General features: G+C 48.2%; 13 protein-coding genes. 4 read left to right on the top strand and 9 right to left on the bottom strand.

Annotated elements, in window-relative coordinates:
- Positions 1–102: 102 nt before the first annotated feature.
- The 3 genes from F3J38_RS20965 to F3J38_RS20955 all read right to left on the bottom strand — a co-directional run bounded on the left by F3J38_RS20965 (position 103) and on the right by F3J38_RS20955 (position 1,922).
- Complete coding sequence (locus F3J38_RS20965; RefSeq protein ID WP_167141686.1) at positions 103–717, bottom strand: LysE family translocator; 615 nt, start codon at positions 715–717, stop codon at positions 103–105.
- 89 nt (positions 718–806) lie between these two features.
- Positions 807–1,622 carry a helix-turn-helix transcriptional regulator gene (locus tag F3J38_RS20960; protein WP_167141580.1) on the bottom strand — a complete coding sequence of 272 codons (816 nt, stop codon included), beginning with the start codon at positions 1,620–1,622 and terminating at the stop codon, positions 807–809.
- Positions 1,623–1,922 (bottom strand): chorismate mutase, encoded by a 300-nt coding sequence (locus F3J38_RS20955; RefSeq protein WP_167141579.1) that lies wholly within the window; start codon positions 1,920–1,922, stop codon positions 1,623–1,625.
- 312 nt (positions 1,923–2,234) lie between these two features.
- Here F3J38_RS20955 and F3J38_RS20950 point away from each other — a divergent pair, with 312 nt between their 5' ends.
- The gene (locus F3J38_RS20950) at positions 2,235–2,453 is read left to right on the top strand and encodes a DUF6500 family protein (RefSeq protein WP_167141577.1); all 219 of its coding nucleotides are present in this window, start codon (positions 2,235–2,237) and stop codon (positions 2,451–2,453) included.
- A gap of 492 nt (positions 2,454–2,945) precedes the next feature.
- On the opposite strand, the gene F3J38_RS20945 is transcribed toward F3J38_RS20950, so the two are convergent.
- The 4 genes from F3J38_RS20945 to F3J38_RS20930 form a co-directional block, all read right to left on the bottom strand.
- Positions 2,946–3,161, bottom strand: a complete 216-nt coding sequence (locus F3J38_RS20945; RefSeq protein WP_167141575.1) for a YdgH/BhsA/McbA-like domain containing protein — start codon at positions 3,159–3,161, stop codon at positions 2,946–2,948.
- Positions 3,162–3,817: 656 nt separating this feature from the next.
- Positions 3,818–4,117 carry a hypothetical protein gene (locus tag F3J38_RS20940; protein WP_240156047.1) on the bottom strand — a complete coding sequence of 100 codons (300 nt, stop codon included), beginning with the start codon at positions 4,115–4,117 and terminating at the stop codon, positions 3,818–3,820.
- A gap of 189 nt (positions 4,118–4,306) precedes the next feature.
- The gene (locus tag F3J38_RS20935; RefSeq protein WP_167141573.1) at positions 4,307–4,882 is read right to left on the bottom strand and encodes a hypothetical protein; all 576 of its coding nucleotides are present in this window, start codon (positions 4,880–4,882) and stop codon (positions 4,307–4,309) included.
- A 128-nt stretch (positions 4,883–5,010) separates the two neighbouring features.
- Positions 5,011–5,799: an SDR family NAD(P)-dependent oxidoreductase gene (locus F3J38_RS20930; protein ID WP_167141571.1), complete on the bottom strand. Its 789-nt coding sequence runs from the start codon at positions 5,797–5,799 to the stop codon at positions 5,011–5,013.
- A 108-nt stretch (positions 5,800–5,907) separates the two neighbouring features.
- On the opposite strand from F3J38_RS20930, the gene F3J38_RS20925 reads away from it, so the two are divergent.
- Complete coding sequence (locus tag F3J38_RS20925) at positions 5,908–6,804, top strand: LysR family transcriptional regulator (protein WP_167141569.1); 897 nt, start codon at positions 5,908–5,910, stop codon at positions 6,802–6,804.
- A gap of 527 nt (positions 6,805–7,331) precedes the next feature.
- On the opposite strand, the gene F3J38_RS20920 is transcribed toward F3J38_RS20925, so the two are convergent.
- On the bottom strand, positions 7,332–7,664 hold the full coding sequence (locus F3J38_RS20920) for a hypothetical protein (RefSeq protein ID WP_167141567.1): 333 nt from the start codon (positions 7,662–7,664) through the stop codon (positions 7,332–7,334).
- Positions 7,665–8,146: 482 nt separating this feature from the next.
- Here F3J38_RS20920 and F3J38_RS20915 point away from each other — a divergent pair, with 482 nt between their 5' ends.
- Positions 8,147–9,154: a hypothetical protein gene (locus tag F3J38_RS20915; RefSeq protein WP_167141565.1), complete on the top strand. Its 1,008-nt coding sequence runs from the start codon at positions 8,147–8,149 to the stop codon at positions 9,152–9,154.
- Positions 9,155–9,633: 479 nt separating this feature from the next.
- Positions 9,634–11,700: a TonB-dependent receptor family protein gene (locus F3J38_RS20910; RefSeq protein WP_167141563.1), complete on the top strand. Its 2,067-nt coding sequence runs from the start codon at positions 9,634–9,636 to the stop codon at positions 11,698–11,700.
- 503 nt (positions 11,701–12,203) lie between these two features.
- On the opposite strand, the gene F3J38_RS20900 is transcribed toward F3J38_RS20910, so the two are convergent.
- Positions 12,204–12,806, bottom strand: coding sequence for a TetR/AcrR family transcriptional regulator (locus F3J38_RS20900; protein WP_167141561.1), 603 nt, complete (start codon positions 12,804–12,806; stop codon positions 12,204–12,206).
- Positions 12,807–12,857 lie beyond the last annotated feature (51 nt).

The raw sequence follows: 12,857 nt of genomic DNA, 5'->3' as shown, positions 1-12,857 counted from the left end.
CAGCCTCTTTCTGATTCAGGGTTAATCACTGGATACCGATGCAGCATAGATAGCGCCTGTAAACCCCTTTCCGGTTTTGCATATTCAGGCAAGTAAACATTTTTATTGGACAGCAATCGCGAGTTTTACCCCTACGGCAATAAAAGCCAGAGCCATTGCCCAGCGAACCCCCGTCATTACCCTTCGACTTCCCAGCAACTTCTTGCTGACGCTTGATGCAAACATGCCATACAACGAAAAGACAAAAAATGTCATGGCGGCAAATGCTGCAGAAAGCATCAACATAATTCGGGTCGCATGCGCATCCTGTGTCGAAACAAATTGTGGAAGGAAGGCAAGAAAAAACAGTGAAAGCTTCGGATTAAGTAGATTTGCCACCACTGCCTGCCTAACCAGACCGCTATTAGACATTGTGGAACCGTGGCTGCAGGCCAACAGAAGTTCTTTATCATGTATGGTTCGCCACGCCATATACAGCAGATATGCCACACCCAAATATTTAATCAGAGAGAAGATTAAGGGATAGGTGTGCAGTAATGTGGCAAGGCCCGTTATGGCAGCCAGCATATGCGGCAATATTCCAATCGTACAACCTGCGGCGCTCACTATCGCGCTACGGGCGCCCTGTCTTAGGCCGGCGGAAAGTGTAATTATCGTCCCTGCGCCGGGCGATATAATAATCAGTAAAGATGTGACCAGAAAATCACTGTCAGGAATCAAAATGTTACCCTCATCAGAAACTGGAAATTGCCGTTCCAGTATCTTTTGCAGGGCTTTTAACTGTCTTGAATAAAATTGCAGCGTATTCAGGTGAATGTTTTGGAAACCTGGCGTGCATAGTGGCCCGGTGTATAGCCATAGCTGCGGACAAACAGGCGAGTCATGTGACTTTGATCCGCAAATCCGGCATTGAGGGCTGCGTCAGCCAACGCCATTCCACCCGCAATAAGCTGACGAACCAGCGATAGCCTCCGTTGCAGAAGGTACGCATGAGGTGTCATGCCACTGTGTTGCGCAAAAGCCCGCAGGAACTGGTACTGGCTAATCCCGGCGATTGTCGCCAGCTCAGAGAGTGTGACTGAACCCGCCGGTTCATCGTCAATTCTCTCCCTGGCTGACAGTATGCCAGCTAAAGGTGCCTTCACCGGAAGCGCTGGAATTTGGGCGAGGGCAGAGATCATAGTCAGCATCGACTCATCGGCGGCAAGACCAGCTCCGCCCCTGTCACCTCTAATAACGGAAGAATAGAATCGGTTAAAATGTGCAGCTAACCTGTCGTCTGTTAATACTGGAAAGCTAAATTCCCCACAACAAAACTTCCCTTCACTGATGTCCGCGAAACAGCGGCTGATAAGCTCAGTATCAAAATACAGCATTCGCCATGAACGTGGGCCGTCAAGCGGTCTGCCGTCATGGACCTCGCCCGGATTGACAGTGATGATATCTCCAGGAAACGACTCAACAATCCCGCGTCCACTTAATGACTTTTGTCCGCCTGTATCCATATAACCGATGCCGAACTGATCATGAGTATGGCGCCCAAAAGCAATATCACTGTCGGCGCTGACGGCTTCGATACCCGCCAAGGCAATCGAGAAATATTTCACGGTATGCTGCCGCATTTAGTCAGTTTTTCCCTGTCGTAGCTGGTCATGTTGTTTAAGCTCATAATCGATAAATGCATCAATCATTGCCCTGTAAACTGTCTCAATAACCTCTTCAGGAAGCCCTAAATCTGCAGCCCTGGCACGCGCCTTGTTTACGACTTGTTGAACACGATCCGGAGCACGAACGGCTGCGTGACTGGTTTTAAACGCAGCAGCGGCTTTAACACACTCGGCACGTTGAGCAATGATTTTGACCAACTCGCTATCAATCTGATCGATACGGCTCCTGACATCTTCAATGCTGGAGAAATGCATAACACTGAACCCACAAGCTAGTACATGAGTGCAAGAGCGTACACCATGTCTTGATGAATTTCAGCAATGAGTGCTGATATTAAGAAAACCCTGCTGCCTTGGCACACCCATAGTGTCGTAGTAACAAGCTGAAGATGAGCCAGCTAAAACATTTAAATTGTGATGATTAAATTTATATCGGTGATATGGAAATCCTCTAGGTATTGAACCGCTGAATCAATCGGCTGATAGAGTGAAATCAGGGTTTACTGCATTATTTTAGATATTGCATGATAGCTGCTGGCAGTCATCGTTCATATGGGAGAGGTAGCCATGCGGCAGTCGATGAGGGACAAAATAATTACTGTGTGTGATTTAAAAATCGCCTCTAAAGGAGAAAACGTGGGACTTTCTTTTTATGCTTTCTTTGCCAATAAGAATAACGATCCGGAATTACTTCTGGAAGTCGCGCACTGGTGGATAATGGATATGAAACTCGATCACTTCGAGAAGGCCAAAAAGATAAAGTCTCTGGTGATGGCTGACAGATAGCCAATTTAAGACCCCCCTTATCTAGGCATCAACCTTTTCAGGCTATCAATTAACCTTAGGGGAAAAATCAGGTCCGCTGCATGCCCTGGCAGGACCAGAGAGAATAGAGTTAAATATCCAAACTCCCAGATCAATTGCACCTAAAACCCTTTAACTGTACAACCGGGTAAAATTGAATTAAGAGAATCACGCAACAGAATTTAATTAATTTTTTGGTCTTAACAAACACTCAGCGCAATTAGCATAATTCTTATTTGTAAGGATCGTTTAAGCAACAACTTTGCCATGTGTATGATTTCAATTGATCCGCGAAACGCAAAAGTAACTGACTTCTTCATTCCATTCTGACGTTATGCATAACAGAATATAGACACTGGGCCATCTGCTGGCCCGCCTCAATATCCGCACTGTCCCCCTCATTTCCGCGGGCTCAGATGCGAAAAAAGCCGCCCGTAGGCGACTTTTTCCGGCACTTCCTTTTGCGACCATCCATTATTTATACAGTTCTGCGGTCATGTGCACTACGTTTCCATTACTGGCTTCGATGATTTTATACTGTTCGCCCTGTTGCTGAGCCTGAGCAGCGATTTTTGCTTCAGCGCCGTCCAGTGTCAGAGAGGAGGCTGTTACAGTCTGCGCAAAGCTTGCAGCTGACATCAGTGAAAGAGCTGCAACAGCGGCGATTGACATAGCTTTGATAGTTTTCATGGTCTTAATACTTGATTTATGTAGTTGAAAGCGTGTTTGCTTTCGATGGATTAATAATAACCATAGTTACTATTAGTTGATTAACAATAAATGCTGGTATTGTGATCGTGCGAACTATCACGCTGATAGGTCATCCCAATGGAGGGTGTTTGATGAGACCAAATTGTCCCGGCGTTCACTCCAGGCTGGCATTTAACGCGACGTAGCGCTAATGCTTAGGTACCAGTTTCTTGAATGTTTGCTGGCCCCTGCTGGAAGTAAAGTAGAAGTAGGGATTCGTGAAGCTGAATAAGATCTATAATTAAATCTCTTCAGCTACAGAGGGTTACTGATGCCTTACTCAGCCACATCTCAGGCAATACTTCGTGCTATGAACGATGGAAGGAAATTTCTGTTAAGGGGTGACAGAAGCCATGGTTGCCAGATCAGATATAACCCTGCAACGAAACAAAGAGAAGACAGAACCGCCCTGAGCTTAATCCCATTAGAGCGCGCGGGGTTGATTGAGTTCGAATCTGAGCCCCTCAACCCAAACCGTTACTACAGCGTAAAAATCACCAAAAACGGGCTGGAACACCTGGCTGAAAATGATGCCACTGCTCAGAAATGAGCAAGTCCTGATCTGCTCACATTGCCAAAGAGATCCCGTTTTTTCCTCAATGGTAAAACATAGGGAACAACCCATAAGCCATAACACCGCACAAAATCACCTCCACCAGCGCAACAAGAAAAGCTATTGAACTCAGGACGGTGATTTTCCTTCGTAGTATGAACGTCAGTCCGGATAACACGGCGCTGAAGAGGATAATTTTTAATATGAAAGACAGAGGGACGAGTGCAGCATGCCCAGTATATATCCCCACCTTGTTAAGGATGCCGAGTAAAAGTCCTCCGCAGAAACCCCATCCCCAGAACGTCATCGCCAGGCTCAACTGACCGGTAACCAGCTTTTTCAAAACAACGAGATCCCTTCTTTGATTTTAAAAGTCCGCTACGCACATGCAGTCCATCTGCAACACCCATGATTCTAACGGTTTATCGGCTTTTGCGCGCCTTCAAAAATAGGCAGGATCACCCAATGAGTCAATGCCACGTCGCAATGAACTCTAAGATGGCGGATCTGAATATCCGCCCCTGAACTGGCGTCAGAAAATCGTGCCGAACTCAATACTTACCGGTTCGATTAAATCCAGAAAAGCAGCGCATGCGGGGTTGCCTGCCCAACTGTCACACAGGCTCTGCGAATAAGCTGGATTCACCGCGAAAGCAAGGTCGATAAATGATCCATCCTGTAGTTTCAGCAGTCTCTGACCACGCCAACCTTGCTCTCCGGAAAGATACTCCGAAGTCATACGGGTCCAAGCGCTAAATAAAGCTTCTTCTGAGACCCCTTCACGAAGATGGAACCGCCCTATCTCGACGCCGTTGCCCGGTAGCATCAATGCTATCCCACCGACAGGGCCGTTGAAATACCCGGCCCCTGTCACCTCTTTAACTGCCTGACTGAACCCCGAAAATGCATCAGAATTCCCCACTGCCTTTCCAGCGGATTCGGCCGACTGGACGCAGTCCCATAAAACAATATCAGCCAAAGTATGGGAATTCTTCTGGTCCTGCAGCGGAAGCCATCCGCAGAAGCCCGGGTAGCCTGATATCTCACCAATCGCTTTGTCACGATGATTTTGCGCACTTTCCGGGCTGTCCGTTGTATAAATCGCCAATTCAACACACTGATTTTTCTTAAAAGATTCCTTCTTTTGTTAATAAGTAAAATCAGTGTGTCACGCCGCGCTGACAGTTTTTGTCAGGAGCGCGATTCATTTAGATCCAAGAGATGAGGCTTTGATTGTTATGCGATGGTCGGCACGGTCCCACCCTCAGCGCGTATCGCCGCTCCATTGATGACCGCCGCAAGCTCGCTGGCCAGGAAGGTCACGACATTCGCCACCTCTTGAGGTTTGGCTAAGCGGTAGATCAGCGACGACGGACGATTCTCAGCCATGAATTTCTTTTCAGCCTCGGCATATGACAGGTCTGGATTCACCGACGAGATAAAGCCTTTCAGGCTTTCAGTTTCGGTCGGCCCTGGAAGTACTGAGTTAACGGTAACGCGGCTCCCCTTCGTGAGTTCCGCCAGACTGCGCGAAATCGACAACTGCGTCGCCTTACTGGCACTGTAATGCGCCATGGCAGCCATCGGTGTCAGCGCGACTTCGCTGGAAATGAAGATCACTCGGCCGTGGCCGCGCTCAAGCATGCCCTTCATATAAGTGCGCGCCAGGCGCACGCCGCTCCACACGTTGACCTCAAACATGCGCTGCCACTCCTCGTCCGAGGTGACGAAGAAATCGCTCAGTGCATATGTGCCCATGTTGTTGACGAGGATATCGACCGCAGGATACTGCGCGGCAGCGATAGCTTCGCTGCCAGCAACGCTCATGTCCGCCACCAGCGGGAAGACGCGACCGGCGCCGAAACGCTCCTGAAGTGTGGCCACCGCCTGCGCCACACCGCTTTCACTTCGACCGTTAATGATGACGTTAGCCCCCTCTTCCAACAACTGGACCGCGATAGCGTGGCCGATGCCGGCGGTGGATGCACTGACCAGTGCGGTTTTACCTTGCAGATTCATGTTCATGTCGTTCCTTAATGAGTGGGTGTGGGCGCAGTATGGCGGTCATGGATTATTTTGATAATCTAATGCAATGGAATAACATTGGAGAATTGAATTCACATATGGACGCACATGGATAATCGGAGCGGTGAAATGCAGGTATTCGCCAAGGTGGTGGAGACCGGAAGCTTTTCAGCGGCGGCCAAGCTGCTGGAACTGACGCCATCGGCGGTCAGCAAGCTGGTGAGCAGAATCGAGGGACGTCTGGGTACACTGCTGTTGCAGCGCTCGACGCGGCAGTTGGTACTGACCACAGAGGGCAGGCAGTTCTACGATAGCTGCGTACGCATCCTGGACGATATTGAGGAAGCCGAACAAGACATCTCCACCGGCAAGGCGGCGGCGCATGGTACGCTGCGAGTGAATGTCTCGTTGCCCTTCGGCACGCACCAGATACTGCCTATCATTTCTGAGTTCTGCGGGCGATATCCGGAGATCCTGCTGGATCTTTCGCTGAACGATGCGCTGGTGGACCTGCAACGCGAGCGTGTCGATGTCGCCATCCGCATGGGAACGCTGGCGGACGCGAGCTTTCAAGCCCGGCCTCTCGGCAAGAGCCGGTTGGCAGTGGTCGCCTCACCGGCGTATCTAAAGGCCTTTGGTACACCGCATCATCCCGACGCACTGGCCGGGCACCGCTGCTTTAACTTCAATTTTCGCCGCATGCGTGACGAGTGGCCGTTCCGACTGGATGGGCAGACCGTTTATCGCCAAGTCGGAGGCGGCATGCTGCTTAACAACGGCGAAACCATGCGTCTGTTGACGCTGCAAGGGCTAGGCATCAGCCGGCTGGCATTGTTTCACGTCGGCAAAGACCTGGCTGAAGGCAGCCTTGTCGAGTTACTAGAAGAATTTAATCCGGGCGACATAGAAGACATTCATGCCATCTTTCGCAATCAGCGCTATATGCCGCAGAGGGTGCGAGTATTTATCGACTTCCTGGTTGAGAAATTGGCCCACTTAACGTGATTTTCTACTTCAGCGTCTGGGTGTGGTGGATAATGCAGTGTGTATGCTCCTGCCCTGATCCCGGATTATGTATGCTGTTAATACCTTATCTTCTCTGAGCACCCGACATGCCTTTTGCTGCTGATCACCCTTAAAGCGGAGCATTCTTTAAGAGGCGATGAGCTTTTATGCTCTGATTTCCGATGTTGGCTTAATGCAGTCGATCGAAAAGGTTTTCCATATATGAAACGCTTTCATTATTGAAAGGACTTTGAACATAAACTAATTTTAGCCAAAATTGCGCAATTACCCAGCTGTAATCCAGTTTCTTATTGGGCGATAACATTCAAACTTGCTCATTAGTCCTGTTTATTTCATTCTCCTTCCCATCAGCTTCAAAATAAATGAGTTATATTCGCACCCTTGCGAAAAGACCAATGTTATACCAACGGGAAATTAATGCTCTAGAAAAATAAATTAACGCAAAGAAAATATTCACATTTAATCTAAATGATTAAATGCAGTTCATTATAAAACAATTACAACGCTTACATTTCCCAATGATCATCCACCCACGAGGCAGGGCAATCATCTATGCGAACATCCCATTCTGCTTCAGGTACCGCAGATGTTAAGTGAGTGAGAGCATTCAGCCAATAAATCACAGAATCTACAATAATATTTTCGTCACGATAAGGGAGTTTTACTGACCCTTCTAAAAGGTATTCGTCGGATGGATCGCTGTAAAATGATAGTGTTTCACCTTCATTTTCGTATGGAAAACCCTCATTAAAATTATCTACAATTGAAAGCAAATTTAATTTCTCAACAGCACTAATAGGGAAAGATCTCATGGCCGAATAATATATTGATACACTCATACCTGATCCTATGCTTATATTTATGAGTCTGGAGGCAACATGTCAATGATTAAAAATAATGTAAGGAAAAATTGTCCCTCTTTCATGTTGAAGATTTCCTTGGCCATACGAAAATGTAATTATAGTTGATAAAAGTAATGCTGATAAAATCAAAATTCTCATGAGTCTTCCTCCATGAATGAATATCTAAGGTATATCGGCCGGAAAACGCCTAACTTTAATAAGTTGTGATTTTCAACTACGTTAAGTAGCTGCCTTTTATGCTGTGCTCAAGGCAGCTGTGTATCTGAAGCGGATTAATAGTATGAATTGCAAATTCCTGACTGACTCTGCTTACGTGTCTATCATCCGTTGGTATCAAGCCCCTTTTAGCAGGAAACTCCCATACAAAGAAATTCAGCATACAATGGCCTGTTGACTTTGTCCCTCTGTCGCTTTATAGATGATGAAAAGCTTATAAATTTAGACACAGGAAGTGGCCCATGTTACCACTGGATGGTACTCAACAAGAACTTATTGAATCCATAAAGAAATCACTAACCTTTGATGTACTTTACCAAAGAATAAGACCTGATATATCCAAGTTTACTGCTGTCACCGGAAAACTTTCCTTAAAACGACTCGATGACTGGGAACGTTTAATTCGGGGAGAGATTTTCTTGTCTCTTCGTAATGATAGTTCGAAACAAGAAAACCTTGGGGGCCACCAAGTCGGGTCACTCAGGTGGATGGACATTTGTAATGCTGATGGTTTCAAACGTGAAAGAGCACTAAAAACCCTGTCAGGCGGTGCACCAAATAGTTTTCTTTTAGCTTTAGTCGTTAGAAGGCTAAATGACTGGGTTCCGCAGGTAAGAGCGGCAGCGCGTGATGTTTTGCCACGAATTGCTGAAGCATCTGACCCAGAAATTATTGTTGATGTCTTATTTATAACTCTTCCTTACTGGGATTCATGGGGAAGAATGGAAGATATCGAGAAAGAAGTGCTCATGAAAATTGTCCTAATGGAGAAAGTAGCTGATGCTTTAAAACAACGGTTATTAACATCCTCTTCAGGGCCTGTCTCTGCTGTATTTTCGCAGGCAGGACGCACAACTGCCTTGGATAATTTTTTAACTGAGATTTCAGAAAAATCAGTTCAACCCTCTTTGCGAGCAAAAGCCTATCGCTGTCAGTTTGAAAGTAAATTTGTTTGGGCTGAGGGGCTAACATGGCAATGGGTTGATAAAGTATACGGCATAAAGCGGCACGTCCCTGTGTTAAAAGAAAGAATAATATCTACAACTCGCCCCTTTATTGATATTTTGTGGATGGCAACAACCGATCGCTCGCCAATGGTTCGCCGTATAGCTGGCGAAATGCTCATCAAAGAATTGGATAACATTGGTGATGAAGCATCTGAACTGGCAAATATATTGGCTTCTGATCTGTCACCATCAGTGGCAGAGCGCGGAAGATATGCATTGAACGACTTAGAAAAACGAAAATGACCATTCACACACTATATTAATAACTCGCTTACGATAGTAAAAAACGCTTTTTAATCTCAGATACAGAGATGATGAAACCTTGATGCGTGCAGTCTGTTGGCCATTCAGTCTAGCTGCATATAATGAGGCGACTAATCCCTTAGCTCCTCAAGTTCAGCGGTCATTCATTGGCATCAAAATTTTCTAAAAAATCCGTGGCAACTCTCAACTTCAAAAAAATCAAATATCATATTCATATATTTTGAACAGTTACGGTTTTAGCGAAAGCATCCGTTCTCTCCTCCCCTGCATCCCGCATTATTCCTGGCTTTCAACAATATCAATGAGACTGCGCAAAGTACCATTAGCCGAATAGAAGCGACAAATTTATTGTCTTGACAAAGATTTACGTTCAACAAGGGAATGTTAAGCTTTATTTGATAATGATAATGTTTATCAGAATCATTACGAAATTCTTACACGCATATTCAAGGCAGAAGATGAGACGCACAAAGATAGCCGCAGCAATGGCCATGGTTCTGGCCGGTAATTTCAGTTATGCAGCAGAACAGACGATGACAGTTTCAGGAAATATTCTGGGCGATTCACGCGCTGAAGAGGTCAAAACCTGGGCAGGCAGCCGTACGGTAATCAGTAACGATCAATTAGAAAAAGGCGCTAACCGAACCCTGGATGATGCGTTACAGCGCGTACCGGGTGTCAAAATTCAGGATGAAACCGGTACCGGTGTTTTGCCACAGATTGCAGTGCGTGGTTTGTATAACAGCCGAAGCGGTCGCGCACAGATCCTTGAGGACGGCATTCCTCTGGTGTTAGCCCCTTACGGACAGGAAGGCATGTCACTGTTCCCGGTGACCTTCTCAACCATCGATCGCATTGACGTGGTTCGCGGCGGTGCAGCAGTGCAATACGGCCCCAACAACGTGGGCGGCGTCATCAATCTCATCAGCAAACCTATCCCATTGAAATGGGAGAATGAAATTGCCGAGCGCGCCACGTTTTACGGCAAAGGACGCAATCTGTGGGATACCTACATGCGTACCGGTGGAATGTTAAATGATGATTTTGGCTTGCAGGTCGAAGCAAACCAGGTAAAAGGCAGCTCATTCCGCGAGCACAGCGACAGCAAAGTCCAGAACTTCCGCGTGCGTGGCCTCTGGAACATCAATGACGACACTACCTTAAACCTCTCCTACCAGTACTATGATGCGCACGCAGATCTCGCGGGCGCCCTCTCAACCGCCGATTACAACCGTGATCGCCATCAGAGCACCCGTCCATGGGATGACTACGACGGTCACACCAAACGCTACAGTGCGGTTTATAACCAGCAGTTAGGCTCGCTGGGCTTTATTGATAACGCCGAATTTAACTGGATGTTCTTCGGCCACGAATCGGATCGTGATTTCCACGTCGGCATGAGCAAAGTGCCCGGCCAGAACTTCAACCCAGCGTTACCCGCCGATATCGTGCAGAATTCTCCTCGCAGCTTTAAAGTCTGGGGGACTGAACCGCGCATCAGCCTGGATATCAACGGCGACAATGTCAATCAGCAGTGGATTGTCGGGGGTCGCTTCGTCAGCGAGAAAGTTGATTACCAGGTACGCCAGCGTACCCTGGCAACAGGCGCAACCGCGGTCACGCGCGACTGGGACTTTGACGATAAAGCCTGGGCCGGGTATATCAGCAACGCCGTTAAACTCTTCAATGACACCCTGACCATTACGCCCGGCATGCGTTATGAGAACGTCAGTGAAAAATATACTGACAAAACCACCGGACAGCGCACCTCTGCACCCGACACGCAATGGCTGCCAGGCCTGACGGTGGGCTATCAGCTGACATCACAGTGGTTCCTGTATGCGGATATGCAGAAAAGCCTGCGTCCGGCGCAGGTGACGCAGATCGTTAAAGGCGGCGACGTCAGTTCAGAGTTAGCCTGGAACTATGAGAGCGGCGTGCGTTATACACCAACGGACAACGTCAGCCTGCATGCCGGCCTGTATCGTATCGACTACAAGGACCAGATTTCCTATGACAGCGTGTCAGATAGCTACCTGAATATTGGTCGCACCCGCCATCAGGGCGTTGAACTGGAAGGTTTCTGGAGCCCGGAGGCGGTGGAAGGTCTCAAACTGCATGCTGGCTATGCTTACCTGCAGGCGGAGCAGCGTAATGGTGTAAACCGCGGTAAAGATGTTCCGTATGCATCACGCACGCAGTTGACGCTGGATGGCAGCTACGAGTGGCGCGATACCACCTTCTCACTGTCGAGCTACTACTTCAGTAAATCCTATGCGGATGCCGCCAATACCGTTCAGGAGAACAGCACCGGCTCTGTGGGCCAGATGCCATCGTACTGGGTATGGAATGCGCAGGTGAGCCGCGATTTGTATAAATTAGGCCGCACCGTGCTGAACGGCTATGTGGGGATGAACAACATCTTTAACCGGGATTACTGGTTCCGCGGTGTCGATACCAGCCCATGGGGACGCCAGCCGGCACCGGGACGTTCCGTCACCGCTGGAGTCAGTCTGAAGTTCTGATGAGTAATTAAAGCCCGTTCAGCTTGAACGGGCATTGTTACGTAAAAGAGCCCACGGTAGGGCACATCCGCAAAATCTCGGTAAAGCGACGCTAAATCCGCCTGGGGATCGACATCACTGAACGCCTCAGGATGAAAAAGTTTGGCCATCGCTTCCAGCGCCACCACGTTGAAAGGACTGTCGTAAAACTGATGATAAATCGCCATGACCCGGTCGGATTTCGCCACAGGCAGCACACTCACACTTTCACACTGCATGAGTTTTGTAGTTTCGGTAGAGTACTGGCCCGGGTCGCTTCATACCCTAGCGGCACAGCCTGCGAAGTGCCTCCACGCTGACGGGGGTATGAACTAACGGCTGCTGGCGAAAATCGATAAATACCACCGGAATGCCCCTTATTCCAGCAGCGCCAGTGTGCCCTCACTTTCCAGCTTCCCCAGACTTCTGATATCAAAAACAATCAGGTCGGGCTTTAGCGTCGTGGCTTGTTCCACGTTGATCCTTTAAGTTATGTCCACTGCGTCGATTTGCTGTGCCAACAACTGACCAGCCAAGCGCGCCGATTCCTGCAGCCGCTCCGGGGTGACTCCCTGTCGTGAACGGGCCGAAAGACCAGACATCATGGTTCCCATAAAGTCGGTCAGCCGATCCGCTTCCTCCGGATAGTGCTCAGCAATGTAGGAATGGATCATCTTTTCAGCCACAGCGTGGAGACTACAGGCTAACGCGCGCGCATTATCATCATCACAATGGACACCTTCCAGCACCAGACAACCGGTCGCATCAGGGTCGGCAGCATAGCGTCTGGCAACCTCTGCAAGAACGTTGGAAAGACATTCATCGACTGGGCGATCATTATGCAACAATGCCTGAACCGCAATGGCACCATTAGATGCATAACGTTCCAGTACAAGCTTATACAACCCAAACTTACTGCCAAAGGCTGCATAAAAGCTGGGCGGATTAATACCGAATGCCTTTGTCAGATCTCCAACGCTCACCGCATCGAAACCTTTTGAGTGAAACAAATCCTGCGCGATCTCAACCGCCTTGTCGGGGTCAAACTGACGTGGCCGCCCCGGAGTACGACTTATTTTTGTAGTCATTACTACACTATCCTTTGACAACATCTCTGGCCTGATAATATTGTAATAGTC

Source organism: Candidatus Pantoea formicae (assembly GCF_011752625.1).
Lineage (GTDB): Bacteria > Pseudomonadota > Gammaproteobacteria > Enterobacterales > Enterobacteriaceae > Pantoea > Pantoea formicae.
Note: the sequence above shows the minus strand (reverse complement) of the source record. Positions and strands in the feature narration are given on the sequence as shown.

Bases quoted from the DNA above. Each gene is read 5' to 3' on its own strand.
- F3J38_RS20915 (WP_167141565.1), top strand. From the start codon at position 8,147: ATGTTACCACTGGATGGTACTCAACAAGAACTTATTGAATCCATAAAG.
- F3J38_RS20945 (WP_167141575.1), bottom strand. From the start codon at position 3,161: ATGAAAACTATCAAAGCTATGTCAATCGCCGCTGTTGCAGCTCTTTCA.
- F3J38_RS20900 (WP_167141561.1), bottom strand. From the start codon at position 12,806: ATGACTACAAAAATAAGTCGTACTCCGGGGCGGCCACGTCAGTTTGAC.
- F3J38_RS20955 (WP_167141579.1), bottom strand. From the start codon at position 1,922: ATGCATTTCTCCAGCATTGAAGATGTCAGGAGCCGTATCGATCAGATT.
- F3J38_RS20920 (WP_167141567.1), bottom strand. From the start codon at position 7,664: ATGAGTGTATCAATATATTATTCGGCCATGAGATCTTTCCCTATTAGT.
- F3J38_RS20960 (WP_167141580.1), bottom strand. From the start codon at position 1,622: ATGCGGCAGCATACCGTGAAATATTTCTCGATTGCCTTGGCGGGTATC.
- F3J38_RS20910 (WP_167141563.1), top strand. From the start codon at position 9,634: ATGAGACGCACAAAGATAGCCGCAGCAATGGCCATGGTTCTGGCCGGT.
- F3J38_RS20950 (WP_167141577.1), top strand. From the start codon at position 2,235: ATGCGGCAGTCGATGAGGGACAAAATAATTACTGTGTGTGATTTAAAA.
- F3J38_RS20925 (WP_167141569.1), top strand. From the start codon at position 5,908: ATGGATAATCGGAGCGGTGAAATGCAGGTATTCGCCAAGGTGGTGGAG.
- F3J38_RS20930 (WP_167141571.1), bottom strand. From the start codon at position 5,799: ATGAACATGAATCTGCAAGGTAAAACCGCACTGGTCAGTGCATCCACC.